General features: G+C 72.9%; 9 protein-coding genes. 2 read left to right on the forward strand and 7 right to left on the reverse strand.

Annotated elements, in window-relative coordinates:
* Positions 1–97: 97 nt before the first annotated feature.
* Positions 98–1,297 (reverse strand): S8 family peptidase, encoded by a 1,200-nt coding sequence (locus tag IH45_RS0138815; RefSeq protein ID WP_030680378.1) that lies wholly within the window; start codon positions 1,295–1,297, stop codon positions 98–100.
* A gap of 380 nt (positions 1,298–1,677) precedes the next feature.
* On the opposite strand from IH45_RS0138815, the gene glgP reads away from it, so the two are divergent.
* Positions 1,678–4,395, forward strand: coding sequence for an alpha-glucan family phosphorylase (gene glgP / locus IH45_RS0138820; protein ID WP_030680380.1), 2,718 nt, complete (start codon positions 1,678–1,680; stop codon positions 4,393–4,395).
* 68 nt (positions 4,396–4,463) lie between these two features.
* On the opposite strand, the gene IH45_RS0138825 is transcribed toward glgP, so the two are convergent.
* Positions 4,464–4,751 carry an antibiotic biosynthesis monooxygenase family protein gene (locus IH45_RS0138825; RefSeq protein WP_030680384.1) on the reverse strand — a complete coding sequence of 96 codons (288 nt, stop codon included), beginning with the start codon at positions 4,749–4,751 and terminating at the stop codon, positions 4,464–4,466.
* Between the two features lie 144 nt (positions 4,752–4,895).
* Positions 4,896–5,873 (reverse strand): GlxA family transcriptional regulator, encoded by a 978-nt coding sequence (locus IH45_RS0138830; protein ID WP_032919192.1) that lies wholly within the window; start codon positions 5,871–5,873, stop codon positions 4,896–4,898.
* An 85-nt stretch (positions 5,874–5,958) separates the two neighbouring features.
* Here IH45_RS0138830 and IH45_RS0138835 point away from each other — a divergent pair, with 85 nt between their 5' ends.
* The gene (locus IH45_RS0138835) at positions 5,959–6,891 is read left to right on the forward strand and encodes an NADP-dependent oxidoreductase (RefSeq protein ID WP_030680391.1); all 933 of its coding nucleotides are present in this window, start codon (positions 5,959–5,961) and stop codon (positions 6,889–6,891) included.
* Between the two features lie 13 nt (positions 6,892–6,904).
* On the opposite strand, the gene IH45_RS0138840 is transcribed toward IH45_RS0138835, so the two are convergent.
* The 4 genes from IH45_RS0138840 to IH45_RS0138855 all read right to left on the reverse strand — a co-directional run bounded on the left by IH45_RS0138840 (position 6,905) and on the right by IH45_RS0138855 (position 13,650).
* The gene (locus IH45_RS0138840; RefSeq protein WP_030680394.1) at positions 6,905–8,521 is read right to left on the reverse strand and encodes a sensor histidine kinase; all 1,617 of its coding nucleotides are present in this window, start codon (positions 8,519–8,521) and stop codon (positions 6,905–6,907) included.
* Between the two features lie 68 nt (positions 8,522–8,589).
* The gene (locus IH45_RS0138845) at positions 8,590–9,282 is read right to left on the reverse strand and encodes a response regulator (protein WP_032919194.1); all 693 of its coding nucleotides are present in this window, start codon (positions 9,280–9,282) and stop codon (positions 8,590–8,592) included.
* Between the two features lie 171 nt (positions 9,283–9,453).
* Complete coding sequence (locus IH45_RS0138850) at positions 9,454–11,109, reverse strand: M4 family metallopeptidase (RefSeq protein WP_030680398.1); 1,656 nt, start codon at positions 11,107–11,109, stop codon at positions 9,454–9,456.
* 276 nt (positions 11,110–11,385) lie between these two features.
* Entirely contained in the window at positions 11,386–13,650 is a 2,265-nt protein-coding gene (locus IH45_RS0138855; RefSeq protein ID WP_030680401.1) for a M4 family metallopeptidase, read from the reverse strand.
* Between the last annotated feature and the right edge of the window lie 404 nt (positions 13,651–14,054).

The raw sequence follows: 14,054 nt of genomic DNA on the forward strand, positions 1-14,054 counted from the left end.
CCCGGGCCCGTCCCGCGCCGGACGGGCGTCCCGGTGCCTGCGGACGCCGGGCCCCGCCTCGCGCGCGCCGAGGCGGGACCGGGGCGCCCTGGACCTGCTAGTGGGGCCTGACCTGCAACAACGCGGTCGGCGAGCCGGGGCCCGCCGCGGTGATCCGGTGCTGGGCAGCGGTGGCGGCCAGCGCGTTCCGCACCTCCTTCGGTCCGGCCCACCGGTGGGACGACAGATAGAGCGCGGCCGCACCGGCTGCGTGCGGAGCGGCCATGGACGTGCCGGAGAGGGTTCGCTTCGCAGTGTCCCCCGAGTGCCACGCGGACGTGATGTCCACACCCGGTGCGAACAGGTCGACTTTTGCGCCCCAGTTGGAGAACGCGGCACGCCGGTCCCGGGCGTCGCTCGCGCCCACCGTGACGGCCTCGCGCACCCGCCCCGGTGAAGACGTGTCGGCCCGCCGTCCGTTGTTGCCGGCCGCCACCGTGAAGGTGACGCCGGCCGCTATGGCGTTGCGTACGGCCTGGTCGAGCTGCGGGCTGGGGGTGCTGCCCAGGCTGAGGTTGGCCACCGCCGGACGCCGCGCGTGCCGGGCCACCCAGTCGATACCGGCGATGACCCGCGCGGTGGTGCCCCGGCCCGCGCGGTCCAGGACGCGTACGGCCACCACGCGGGCCTGCTTGGCGACGCCGTACCGGGTGCCGGCGGCCGTGGCGGCGACGTGCGTGCCGTGTCCGTTGGCGTCGTCCGCGTCGGCGTCGCCGTCCACGAAATCCCAGCCGCTGGAGGCCCGGCCGCCGAAGTCCCGGTGCGTGGTGCGCACGCCGGTGTCGATCACGTACACCGTCACGCCCCGGCCGCCCGACGGCGGCGCAGCGTAGGACCGGTCCAGCGGCAGGCCCGCGCGGTCCAGCCGGTCCAGGCCCCAGGACGGCGGATTGTGCTGCGTACGGTCGACCCGCACCGTACGGTCGCGGGTCACCGACACCACCGCCGGGTCCGCGGCCAGCCGCCGCGCCTGGTCCCGGGTCGCGCGCACGGCGAAGCCGTTGACCGCCGTACGGTACGTATGGCTGATCCGCGCCCCGTACCGCGCCGCCAGCGCCCGGCCCGCGGCGGACGCCGCCCGCACCCTGCCGGGCCCGGAGGCCAGGGTGACGATGTAGCCGCCGCGCGCCGCGTCCGCGGTGGCCGGGGCCCTGGTTCCGATCGGGGTGGCGTGCGCGGGCAGGGCGGTGGCGGCGAGCACGGCCGCGGCGGCGACGGCGGCTGCCGAGCCCCCGCGGCGTGTCCATATGGGTGTCATGCGTCCGGTTCCCCTTCTCAACTCGGCCGGGGACCGCCGGAGTTGCGTACGGAGAGTCGGGTACCGTCGCACCCGTGCCGGCGGCGCCACACCGCAGCCTTCCGTCCGGCGCGAGCCCGTACAAGAGTGCACGAGGGTGTGGAACCGGCCATATCGGCCGCAAGGGGTGGGTGGGGGTCGGGGGAGGGGAGCGCCCGGGCCCGGACCGTGCGGTGTGCCGCACCGGCCGCGGGTGGCCGGAAAGCGTCCCGCGGGCGCCCGGATCGGCCGAACGGGTGACGGGCCAAGCGCCTTGCCCGTCCCGGCAGTTGGCGGCCGGATCCGAGCGGATTACGGGGTACCGGGCGAATCGGGCGGCCCCGCGCCGCTACCGTCGTAGCGTGAAGGCCATTCGTCGGTTCACCGTGCGCCCCGTCCTCCCGGAGCCCCTGCGACCCCTCAGCGACCTGGCGCGCAATCTGCGCTGGTCCTGGCATTCCGAGACCCGTGAGCTGTTCCACGCCATAGCCCCCGCCGGCCGGCGCCGCGCGGGACTGGACCCCGTACGGCTGCTGAGCACCGTCTCCGCCGAGCGGCTGGCGGAGCTGGCCGGGGACCGCCGGTTCCTGCGCCGGCTCGGCGCCGCCGCCGACGACCTCCAGGACTATCTGACCGGGCAGCGCTGGTACCAGAGCGCCCAGGAGAGCGGCCGGGACGGCCGGCTGCCCGAGGCCGTCGCCTACTTCTCGCCCGAGTTCGGCATCACCGCCGCCCTGCCCCAGTACTCCGGCGGCCTCGGCATCCTCGCCGGCGACCACCTCAAGGCGGCCAGCGACCTCGGCGTGCCCCTGATCGGCGTCGGCCTGCTCTACCGCCACGGCTACTTCCGCCAGTCGCTCTCCCGCGAGGGCTGGCAGCAGGAGCACTACCCGGTGCTGGACCCCAACGAGCTGCCCCTCGACCTGCTGCGGGAGGCCGACGGGACGCCCGCGCAGGTCGCCCTCGCGCTGCCCGGCGGGCGGCAGCTGCGGTCGCTGATCTGGGTGGCCCGGGTCGGGCGCGTACCGCTGCTGCTCCTGGACTCCGACGTGGAGGAGAACGCGCCGGGCGAGCGGGACGTGACCGACCGGCTCTACGGCGGGGGCAGCGAGCACCGTCTGCTGCAGGAGATGCTGCTGGGGATCGGCGGGGTGCGGGCCCTGCGGACGTACTGCCGGCTGACCGGCCACGCCGCGCCCGAGGTGTTCCACACGAACGAGGGACACGCGGGCTTCCTGGGCCTGGAGCGTATCCGGGAGCTGGCGGACGCGGGCCGCGAGGGCGGCCCGGGCGCGGCCGGCGGGCCGGTCGGCCTGGACTTTGACGGCGCCCTGGAGACCGTACGCGCCGGTACGGTCTTCACCACCCACACCCCGGTCCCGGCGGGCATCGACCGCTTCGACCGGGAACTGGTCGCGCAACACTTCGGCGAGGCGGCCGAGCTGCCCGGCATCGACGTCGAGCGGATCCTCGCGCTCGGCCTGGAGACCTACCCGGGCGGCGAGCCGAACTGTTTCAACATGGCGGTGATGGGCCTGCGGCTGGCCCAGCGCGCCAACGGTGTCTCCACCCTGCACGGCCGCGTCAGCCGGGAGATGTTCGCCGGGCTGTGGCCGGGCTTCGACCCGGAGGACGTGCCGATCGTCTCGGTGACCAACGGCGTGCACGCGCCGACCTGGGTGGCGCCCGAGGTCTTCCGGCTCGGCGCGCGGCAGATCGGGCCCGGCCGCACCGAGGATGCGCTGTCGGTCGGCGACTCCCGGCGCTGGTCGGCGGTGGCCGACATCCCGGACGCGGACGTCTGGGACCTGCGGCGGGTGCTGCGCGAACAGCTCGTCGAGGAGGTCCGGCGGCGGCTGCACGTCTCCTGGCGGCAGCGCGGCGCGGGCGCCGCGGAACTGGGCTGGATCGACGGCGTGCTCGACCCGGAAGTGCTGACCATCGGGTTCGCCCGCCGGGTGCCCTCCTACAAGCGCCTCACCCTGATGCTGCGCGACCGCGACCGCCTGATGGAACTGCTGCTGCACCGCGAGCGGCCGCTCCAGATCGTGGTGGCGGGCAAGGCCCACCCGGCCGACGACGGCGGCAAGCGCCTCGTGCAGGAGCTGGTCCGCTTCGCCGACGACCCCCGCGTACGCCAGCGGCTGGTCTTCCTGCCCGACTACGGCATGGCCATGGCGCAGAAGCTCTACCCCGGCTGCGACGTCTGGCTCAACAACCCGCTGCGCCCGCTGGAGGCCTGCGGCACCTCCGGCATGAAGGCGGCGCTCAACGGCTGTCTGAACCTGTCCGTGCTGGACGGCTGGTGGGACGAGTGGTACGAGCCGGACTTCGGCTGGTCCATCCCGACCGCCGACGGCCACGCCACCGACGAGAACCGGCGCGACGAGCTGGAGGCCAACGCCCTGTACGAGCTGCTGGAGCAGCGGGTCGCGCCGCGCTTCTACGACCGCGACGCGGACGGCGTCCCGCAGCGGTGGGTCGAGATGGTCCGGCAGACGCTGGTCAACCTGGGGCCGAAGGTGCTGGCGGGGCGCATGGTGCGGGAGTATGTGGAGCGCCTGTACGCCCCCGCCGCCCGCGCCCAGCATGCGCTGACCCCGCAGGCCGCGACCGAGCTGGCGGCGTGGAAGACCCGGGTACGGGCCGCGTGGCCGCAGGTCGCGGTGGACCACGTGGAGACCGGGGCCCTGGTGGTCGACCGCGCGGAGCCCGCCGGTGTACCGGGCGGCCCGCCCAACGGCAGCGCCGAACTGGGCGCGACCCTGGCGCTGCGGGTCCGCGTCACGCTCGGTGAGCTGGCCCCGGACGACGTGGAGGTACAGGTCGTCTCGGGCCGGGTGGACGAGTCGGACCGGATCACGGACGCCACGACCGTGCCGCTCAAGCCGACCGGCGGCCCGGACCTGGAGGGCCGCTGGCTCTACGAGGGCCCGCTCGCCCTGGACCGCACCGGCTCCTTCGGCTACACGGTCCGCGTGCTGCCCGCCCACCGGCTGCTGGCGTCGGCGGCCGAGATGGGGCTGCTGGCGGTGCCGTCGGAGGCGACGGGGGAGGAGGCGGGGGTGCTGATGCGCTGAGGCGCGGCGGCTGACCGTACGCGGCCGGGGCACCGCACGTACGGCGTGCGGTGCCCCGGCCGGTCCGTTCAGCGGGAGAGCAGGAAGTGGACCTGGCGGGGCCGGACCTCCAGGTCGCTCAGGCCCTCGGGCGTCGCGCCCATCTCGCGGCCGACCTCGGCCGCCGCGCGGAAGGTCTCCTCGGACTCGAAGGCACCGGTGGTGACGACGGCCTCGCCGTCCGGGGTGACCCAGACCCCGACGGACAGGAAGCCCGGCTGCGACCGGGCCGCTTCGGCGACCTGGTGGCACTGGGCGACGAACTCCTCGATGTGCTCCGGGGCCGGGTAGTGGAAGGCGACGAAACCGAATGCCATGGCGGTGTCCCCTCTCGGGCGTACGTTTCCGTCCGAGCCGAAAGTAGACCGGCCGCACGGCTCCGTACAGCGCTGGACCGGCCGCACCCGCTCCGTACAGCCGCACCCGCTCCGTACAGCCGCCCCGGTACACGACGGACGGAATCAGCCCGCGCGGACCGCCGGCTGGTCCTCCGCCGGCCGGGGCGCCCGGAACGTGCGCCGGTACGCCTGCGGCGAGACGCCGATCGCGGCGTGCAGGTGCTGCCGCAGGGACGCGCCGCCCGCGAAGCCGACCTGCCCGGCGATCAGGTCCACCGGCAGGTCACTGGTCTCCAGCAGCTGGCGGGCGCGCAGCAGCCGCTGCTGGATGAGCCACCGCCCGGGGCTCAGCCCGGTCTCGTCGCGGAAGCGGCGGTTGAAGGTGCGCAGGCTCATCCCGGCGTGCCGGGCCAGCCGGGTCAGGGTCAGCGGCTCGTCCAGGCGCTCCAGGGCCCACTGCTGGGTGGCCGCGGTGCCGGTCGCGGTCGGCGCGGGCACCGGCTGCTCGACGTACTGGGCCTGGCCGCCGTCGCGGAACGGCGGTACGACGCACTTGCGGGCCACGTGGTTGGCGAGCGTCCCGCCGTGGTCGGCGCGCACCACGTGCAGGCACACGTCGATGCCGGAGGCGGCGCCGGACGAGGTCAGCACGTCGCCGTCGTCGACGAAGAGCACGTCGGGGGTGAGCCGCACCGTCGGGAAGCGGCGGCGGAAGTCCTCGGTGAGCTGCCAGTGGGTGGTGGCCGGGCGGCCGTCCAGCAGCCCGGCGGCGGCCAGCACGTACGCGCCGGTGCAGATCGACACGATGCGCGTACCGGGCCGGATCATCGCCAGCGCGACGCTCACCGCCTCGGGCAGCTCACTGCGGACATGGCCCGGGGCGATGGACGGGACCACCACGGTGTCGGCCGTCCGCAGCACCTCCGGCCCGTGCTCGACCGTGATCGAGAAGTCGGCGCCGCAGCGCACCGGGCGCCCGTCGGCCGAGCAGGTCAGCACCTCGTAACGGCCGTCGGCGGCGCCGAAGACCCGCCCCGGTATGCCGAGCTCGAACGGATAGACGCCCTCCAGGGCCAGGACCACCACACGGTGCGCACGCATGGCACGATCCTATCGGAGAGTGGCCATCGTGCCATTGTCGTGATCGTCGCGGCCGGTGATGCTGGATCTCATGAGCGAACACACCATGCGTGCCATCAGCCAGGACGCCACCGGCGGCCCCGAGGTCCTGAAGGAAACCGAACTCCCGCGGCCCGAGCCGGGCGTCGGCCAGATACAGATCGCGGTCCGCGCCGCCGGGGTCAACCCCACCGACTGGAAGCACCGCGCGGCCGGCCTCTTCATCAAGGAGCTGCCCCGCGTCCTGGGCTGGGACGTCTCCGGCGTCGTGACGGCGGTCGGCATCGGCGTCACCCTGTTCGCACCGGGCGACGAGGTCTTCGGCATGGTCCCGTACCCGTACGGCGTCGGTACCCACGCCGAGTACGTCACCGGCCCCGCGCGGGCCTTCGTGCACAAGCCCGCCGCCCTGGACCACGTCCAGGCGGGCGCCCTGCCGCTGGCCGCGCTCACCGCCTACCAGGCGCTGGTGGACACCGCGGACATCCGGCCCGGACAGCGCGTCCTGATCCACGCGGCGGCGGGCGGCGTCGGCCACCTCGCCGTACAGATCGCCAAGGCCAAGGGTGCCCACGTGATCGGCACGGCGAGCGCCGCCAAGCACGACTTCCTGCGCTCCCTCGGCGCCGACGAGGTGATCGACTACCGGGAGACCGACTTCGCCGAGGCCGCGGGACCGGTCGATGTCGTCCTGGACACCATCGGCGGCGACACCCTCACCCGCTCCCTGGACGTGGTGCGCGAGGGCGGCACCGTCGTCTCGATCCTCGTCGGCGCCACCCCGGAGGACACCGCGAAGGCCGCGGCGCGCGGCGTCCGCCTGGCCCTGATGATCGTCGAGGCCGACCACGCGGGCATGCGCGCGATCGCCGGCCTGGCCGAATCCGGCGAGCTGCGCGCGCACATCGCCGCGACCTTCCCGCTGGAGGACGCCGCGAAGGCGCACGAGATGGGCGAGACCGGCCGTACGCAGGGGAAGATCGTCCTTGAGGTGAAGTGACGGGCTGTCGCGCCTACTTGGGCGTCGGCCGGTCCCGCCGGTGGACGACGCCCTTCGACACCAGCCGCCCGTCCGCGAAGCACAGCTGGTACGCGGTGTCGTCGGCGTACGCCCGATAGCCGTAGTAGCGGCAGACGTGGCCGGGCGGCGGGGCGGGCGTGCCGTCCGGCGGTACGTCCAGGGAGAAGAACGGCAGCCGTGGCTCCACCGCCTCCCGGCCGTCGCCGACGCGCAGTCGCTCGTACGTCCCGCGGTCCAGCACCGACCAGGACGGGCTGATCAGCGCGAAGACGCCCATGACCAGCAGCAGTCCGGTGAACAGCGCGGCCGGTACGGTCACGGTCTGCACCAGCCGCCGCCGCACCTGGTGCCGGGCGGACGCCAGTTCCCGCTGCGAGACGCTCCATTGGGAGCTGTCGCCGGGGCCGCGCACCGGCGCCCGGCCGGTCGTCGGCAGCCGCGCCGCAACCTCGAACCCGCCCTCGGGCGTGGGTCCGGCGCGCAGTTCACCGCCCGCGAGCCGGACCCGTTCGTCCAGTCCCACCAGCCCGTTGCCGCCGGAGACCAGGGCCGGTGACGGCGCCGCACCGGGCGGCGGCGGGCCGTTGGTCACCGTCACGTCCAGCCGCTGCCCGTCGCCGGTCAGCCGTACCTCCACCGGCGCGCCGGGCGCGTGCTTGGTGGCGTTGGTCAGCCCCTCCTGGACCACGCGGTGGACGGCCCGCCCGCCCATCACCGGCATGGCCTCCTCGCCCGTCTCCTGCGCTCCGTCGCGCCGCAGCGAGACATCGATGCCCGAGGACCGGGCGCGTTCGACCAGGGCCTCGACACTGTCGTCGGCGGGCAGCCGGGAGGGCTCGGCCCGGTCGTCGGTGCGCAGTACGCCGATGATGTCCCGCAGGTGTTCGGTGGCGGCGCCGGCCGCCGCCCGCAGCTCGCCGACCGCCGCCCGCTGGTCCGGCGCCAGCCGCGGATCGACCTCCAGGGCCCCGGCCCGCAGGGCGAGCAGCGCCAGTTCGTGGCCGAGCGAGTCGTGCATGTCCCCGGCGATCCGGGCCCGTTCGCGCAGCCGGGTGCGGTCCGCGACGGCCTGCTGCTCGTGTTCCATCCGCTCGGCGAGCTGCCAGCCCGTACGGACCAGGGCCGCGTACTGGCGGCGGTAGCGGCCGAGCAGCCACGGCAGGACGATGTTGAACAGCAGCGTGAGCACCGCGGTGAACCACGGCCACATGTTGTGGACGAGGACGACGCACAGCGGCAGGCCGACGGCCGCGACGCCCGCGAAGAACCAGAGGGAGGCACGGGCCCGTTCGACCCGCACCCCGGCGAGGTACGCCAGGACGGCGAGGGCGGCGGTGTACTCGAACGTGAACAGGTTCCGGCTCGTCGCGAGCGCCAGGGCGACCGGAACGGCGAGCGCGACAAGCGGCCACCTCCGGCGTACCGCCACCGCCGCCGCCAGCAGCGGGATGCCGATCGCCGCGGTCCACACCCGGTCCTTGGGCACCCCGTCGAAGGCGGCGGTGAGCGGGACGGCCAGCGCCAGCCAGAGGCAGACGTCCAGCAGCCGGGCGGCCCACCGGGGACGTTCGGCGGCGGGCGGCGCCGGGCGCCGAAGACGAGTGAGCATGCCGTCAGCTTCGCCGATCGGCCCGGTCGGGCGCCCCTGACGAAAGTAAGGAAAGCGCGGGCGCGGGCTCAGCTGTCCTGCACCAGCCCCGCCTCGTACGCGAGGATCGCCGCCTGCACCCGGTTCTTCAGGCCCAGCCGGGCCAGGATCGCGCTGACGTACGCCTTGACCGTGCCCTCGACGAGGAACAGCCGCGCGGCGATCTCCGCGTTCGACAGCCCGGCACCGACCAGCGCGAGCACCTCGCGTTCGCGCGCGGTCAGCTCCTCGGCACGGGACCTCGCGGCGGCCGCCTTACCCAGCGCCGCGCCGCCGCCGAACCGGCTGATGACCCGCCGGGCCACGGACGGCGAGAGATACGCGCCGCCCTCGGCGGCGGCCTGCACCCCGGTGATCAGCTCACGCGGATCACCGGTCTTCAGCAGGAAGCCGCTGGCACCGGTGCCGAGGGCCCCGGCCACGTACTCGTCCTCGGAGAAGGTCGTCAGCATCACCACGGCGGTCTGCGGCAGCGCCTGGCGCAGCTCGGCCGCGGCACCCAGGCCGTCCAGCCGCGGCATCCGGATGTCCAGCAGGCACACGTCGGGCCGGTGCCGCAGCGCCAGTTCCACCGCCGCCCGCCCGTCGGCGGCCTCCGCGACCACCTCGATGCCGGGCGACGCCGCGAGAATGGCGCGCACCCCCGCCCGGATCATCGCCTCGTCGTCCGCCAGCAGCACCCGAACGGGCCCGCCGGGCCGCTCACCCCCGAGATCGGTCATGGGGTCACCCTAGCCATCCGTCCCCGCAGGTCCGCCGCCGGACACCGCCGGACACCGCCGGACACATGGAAGGGCGGTGTCCGAAGGGAGGTTGGGAGCCTCCGGACACCGCCCGGTCGTGGGGGCGTGCTGCCCCGGTGGCCGGCTGTCAGGGGCCGGCCGGTACCGCGCTTACTTCACCGCGACGCCCGTCCAGGCCGCCTCGACGCCCTTGACCTCGGCGCTGTCCTTGCCGAACAGGTCGGTGGCCGCCTTGACGGTCGCCTCACGGGCGCCCTTGTAGTCGGTGTTCGAGGTCATGTACGTGGTCAGGGCCTTGAACCAGATCTTCTCGGCCTTGTCCCGGCCGATGCCCTCGACCTTCTTGCCGTCCGCGGTCGGGCTGTCGTACTTGACGCCGCCGATCTCCTTGGCGCCGCTGCCCTCGGACAGCAGGTAGAAGAAGTGGTTGGCGATGCCGGAGGAGTAGTGCACGTCGACGTTGCCGGCCTCGGGGGTCCAGCTGTCCAGGGACTGGCCGTCCTTGGAGGGCTTGTCCATGTAGCGCAGCGGCTTGCCGTCACCGGCGATGTCGATCTTCTCGCCGATCAGGTAGTCGCCGGCGTCCTCCTTGTTCTTGGCGAAGAACTCCACGGAGGTGCCGAAGATGTCGGAGGTGGCCTCGTTCAGGCCGCCCGACTCGCCGCTGTAGGTGAGGTTGGCGGTGGCCGAGGTGACGCCGTGGCTCATCTCGTGCGCCGCCACGTCGATCGACGTCAGCGGCTTCTTGTTGCCCTCACCGTCGCCGTACGTCATGCAGAAGCAGCTGTCGTCCCAGAACGCGTTGGAGTAGTTCTGGCCGTAGTGGACGCGGGAGGTCGCGCCCTTGCCGTCGCCCTTGATGCCGGCGCGGCCGTGCACGGTCTTGTAGTAGTCCCAGGTCAGCTGGGCACCGTAGGCGGCGTCGACGGCGGCGGTCGCCGGGTCGTCGGCCTTGCCGTTGCCCCACTTGTCGTCCTTGTTGGTGAACAGCTTGCCCTCGCCGCTCTGGCTGCCGTTCAGGTTGAACGTCGAGTGGCCGCCGCGCTGGTCGTCGGTCAGCTCGTAGCCGTCGGCGCCCTTCTTCGAGCCGATCTCGACGGCGCCGCTGTAGGCGCTGGTGCCCGCGCCGTTCTCGATGCCCTGGTACTGGAAGAGCTTCTTGCCGGTGTCGGCGTCGGTGATGACGTGCAGCTGGTTGGGCGTGCCGTCCTTCTGGAAGCCGCCGACCACGGTGTCGTACGCGAGGACCGGCTTGCCGGAGGCGGCCCAGACGACCTTCTTGGGCGTCACGGCGGCGGCCTGCTTCGCGCCGAAGGACTTCGCGGTGCCCTGCGCGGCCTGCGCCGCGGCCTTCGGGGCGACCTTCGGGGTGGTGGAGGCGACGGCGATCTTCGCGCTGTTGGCCTTGGTGGTGCTCTTGACGGCACCGTCCTTGGCGCGGTGCACGATCAGGTCGCCGCCGAGGACCGGGAGTCCGGCGAAGGTGCGGTCGTAACGGGTGTGGGTGGTGCCGTCGGCGTCCTTGACGACGTCCTTGACCACCAGCTTCTCCTGGGCGCCCAGGCCCAGTTGCTGCGCGGTCTGCGCCTTGGTGGCGCTCGCGTCGCGCAGCAGCTCGGCGCGGTGCGAGGCGGTCATCTTGACCGGCGAGGCCGCTGTGACGGAAGAGGCCGCGGTGCTGGTGCCGGAGGGCGCCGTGGGGGAGGCGCCCGCGGTACCGGCCGTGACGGCCGCGGCTATCAGTGCGCCGGCCGCGGCCAGCGAAACACCGGTGATACGTGCTCTACGGGAAATGTGGGGGGACACGCATACTCCTTCAACTTTGCCAGGGTGGGGGTGCAAAGCGATCGGGTGTGATTGAGGGGAGACTGCCATTCGAACGCGTGCATGTCAGGATGCGGTCGGGAAGTTGGCCGGAAATCGTCCGTAGAGCGAACATCACTGTTCGTATAGCGGAGTTGTACGCAAGGGAACGGGCGCCGCCCCCTGGGAGGGAGCGACGCCCGGCGAACTGCCCGTACGGGTGCGGTGGTTGGCCGCGTGCGGCCCCCCGTCAGGCCGGGGGGCCGGCTTCCGGATGGCTCAGAAGGTCAGCTTCCAGCTGTTGATGTAGCCGCTGTCCTGCTGGTAGACGTCCCGGACCCGCAGGTTCCAGGTGCCCTCCGCCTTCTCGGAGGAGGCGTTGACGGTGTACGTGGCCTTCACGTTCTCCGCCGAGTCGGCCGCGTTGGAGTTCTTCAGCCGGTAGGCGGTGCCGTCCGGGGCCACCAGGTCGATCACCAGGTCGCCGCGGTAGGTGTGGACGATGTCCACGTCCACCTTCAGGGCGCTCGGCGCGTTGCCGGCCCGGGTGACCTTGATCGGCGAGTTGACCGCGGCGCCCGCGTCCGGGATCTGGACGTCATCGGTGTTCTCGAAGACGTCACCGCCGCTCGCCGGGTTGACGGTCCAGGTGAAGCTGGTGGTGCCGGTCTTGTTGGCCGAGTCGGTCACGGTGACCGTCACGTTGCCGGTTCCCGCGGTGGTCGGGGTGCCCGAGATGAGCCCGGAGTCCTGGTTGATGCTCAGCCCGGCCGGCAGCCCGGTGGCCGCGTACTTCAGCGCGCCCGCGTTGCTGCTGGTGGCCTTGATCTGCAGGCTGGCGGGCTGGCCGACGGTGCTGGTCTGGTTGCCCGGGTTGGTGACGCTGACGCCGGTGTCCGGGACGCGCTGGCCGACGTTGACCGCCGCCCAGGTGTTGGCGACCGTGTTGTACGTGGCGCTGCCCTGGCCGAACAGGTCGGCGGCGGCGGACAGCGTCGCGGTGCGGGCCGCGGCGTAGTTGGTGTTGGCGCTCATGTACTTGGTCAGCGCCGAGAACCAGACCTTCTCGGCGTTGGACCGGCCGATGCCGGGCACCGGCTGGTTGTCGTAGGTCGGGCTGTCGTAGTGGACGCCGTTGATGTCCTTGGGGCCGCTGCCCTCGGACAGCAGGTAGAAGAAGTGGTTGGCGACGCCGGAGGAGTAGTGGACGTCGATGCCGCCGATGCCGGAGTACCAGTAGTCCTTGGACCGGCCGTCCTTGCTGGGCTTGTCCATGTAGCGCAGCGGCGTGCCGTTGCCGTTGATGTCGATGGCCTCGCCGATGAGGTAATCACCGACGTCCTTGGGGTTGTTGGCGTAGAACTCGACGGCGGTGGCGAAGATGTCCGAGGTGCCCTCGTTCAGGCCGCCGGGCTCGCCGCTGTAGGTGAGGTTGGCGGTGGCCGCGGTGACGCCGTGGCTCATCTCGTGGGCCGCCACGTCGATCGAGGTCAGCGGCTTGACGTTGCCGCTGCCGTCGCCGTACGTCATGCAGAAGCAGCTGTCCTGCCAGAAGGCGTTGACGTAGTTGTTGCCGTAGTGCACCCGGCTGTACGCGCCGACGCCGTCGCCCCTGATGCCGCTGCGGCCGTGCACGTTCTTGTAGTAGTCCCAGGTCAGCGCCGCGCCGTAGTGCGCGTCCACACCGGCCGTCTGGGCGTTCTGCGGGGTGCCGTCGCCCCATACGTCGTCCGGGTCGGTGAACAGCGTGCCGGTGCCGGAGGTGCCGTGGTTGAGGTTGTAGGTCTTGTGGTTGCCGCGGGTGGTGTCGGTCAGCGTGTACGAGGGCGCGGTGCCCAGGGTCACCTGGCCGCTGTACATGCTGTTGCCGGTGCCCTCCTGGACGCCCTGCCACTCGGCGAGCTTCTCGCCGGTGGTGGCGTTGGTGACGACGTGCAGCTCGCTGGGCGTGGTGCCGTCCTCCTGGACGCCGCCGACGACCGTCTCGTACGCGAGGAGCGGCTTGCCGTCGGCGACCCAGACCACCTTGCGCGGGTCCCGGGCGTCGGACTTCTTGACGCCCTGCGCCTGTGACGCCTTGAGGGCCTTCTGCTCCGCCGTGGCGGGCTTGACCTTGGCGGTGGTGGTCGGCACGTCGAGCTGCGAGCGCACCGCCTTGGTGACGCTGCGCACCTTCCCGTCCGCCCGGTGGACGACCAGGCCGCCGCCGAGCACCGGCAGGCCCGCGTAGGTGCGCTCGTAGCGGGTGTGCAGGCTGCCGTTGACGTCCTTGATGACGTCCCTGACGACCAGCTTCTCCTTGGGGCCGAGCTTGAGCTGCTTCGCCGTCTCGGTGGTGGTGGCGCCGGCTTCCCGCAGCAGTTCCGCGCGCTGCGCCGGGGTCAGTTTCGCGGGCAGCGCGCCCGGGTCGGGCTGCGCGTGGGCCTGGCCGGGCCGGGGTGTGGCGGCCGTGCCGGCGCCTGCTTGCACGCTGACGGTCAGCATCGCGGCCATGGCGACCACGGCGCCGGTCGCGACAGCGCGCCGATGGGGGGTGCGTCTCACACTGACTCCTTCTGCGGTGGCCGCGACCGAGGGGGTGCGGCCGAGGGGGACCGGGCGGCGGAGTGGCCGTCCGGGCAGAGCGAGGCAGAACACGTGGAACGTGTGGGGGTAGGCACCAGGTGCGGGTGGGCCGGGCGCTTCGAGCGACGAGCGGGCCGTGGGCGCGGAGTGGTGCGTTGTGGGGCTCCGCGTAACGGATGCGGGGAAGAGTGCCACCCGGATGGCCTGATTGTCAGGAGCCGGTCAAGACTTTGGCCGGAAAACGTCCGTAGAGCGGGGGGCCGGGTCCGTATACAGGACGAGACCGTACGTCCAACCCCACCGGCCCCGCGCTCTACGGACGTTTTCCGGCCAAAGTCTTGACCGGCTCCTGACAATCAGGCCATCCGGGTGGCACTCTTCCC

This window comes from Streptomyces rimosus subsp. rimosus, from assembly GCF_000720725.1.
In the GTDB taxonomy this organism is placed as follows: domain Bacteria; phylum Actinomycetota; class Actinomycetes; order Streptomycetales; family Streptomycetaceae; genus Streptomyces; species Streptomyces rimosus_A.

Coding starts and splice junctions, on each gene's coding strand:
- IH45_RS0138815 (WP_030680378.1), bottom strand. CDS start 1,297: ATGACACCCATATGGACACGCCGCGGGGGCTCGGCAGCCGCCGTCGCC.
- IH45_RS0138825 (WP_030680384.1), bottom strand. CDS start 4,751: ATGGCATTCGGTTTCGTCGCCTTCCACTACCCGGCCCCGGAGCACATC.
- IH45_RS0138830 (WP_032919192.1), bottom strand. CDS start 5,873: ATGCGTGCGCACCGTGTGGTGGTCCTGGCCCTGGAGGGCGTCTATCCG.
- IH45_RS0138835 (WP_030680391.1), top strand. CDS start 5,959: ATGCGTGCCATCAGCCAGGACGCCACCGGCGGCCCCGAGGTCCTGAAG.
- IH45_RS0138840 (WP_030680394.1), bottom strand. CDS start 8,521: ATGCTCACTCGTCTTCGGCGCCCGGCGCCGCCCGCCGCCGAACGTCCC.
- IH45_RS0138845 (WP_032919194.1), bottom strand. CDS start 9,282: ATGACCGATCTCGGGGGTGAGCGGCCCGGCGGGCCCGTTCGGGTGCTG.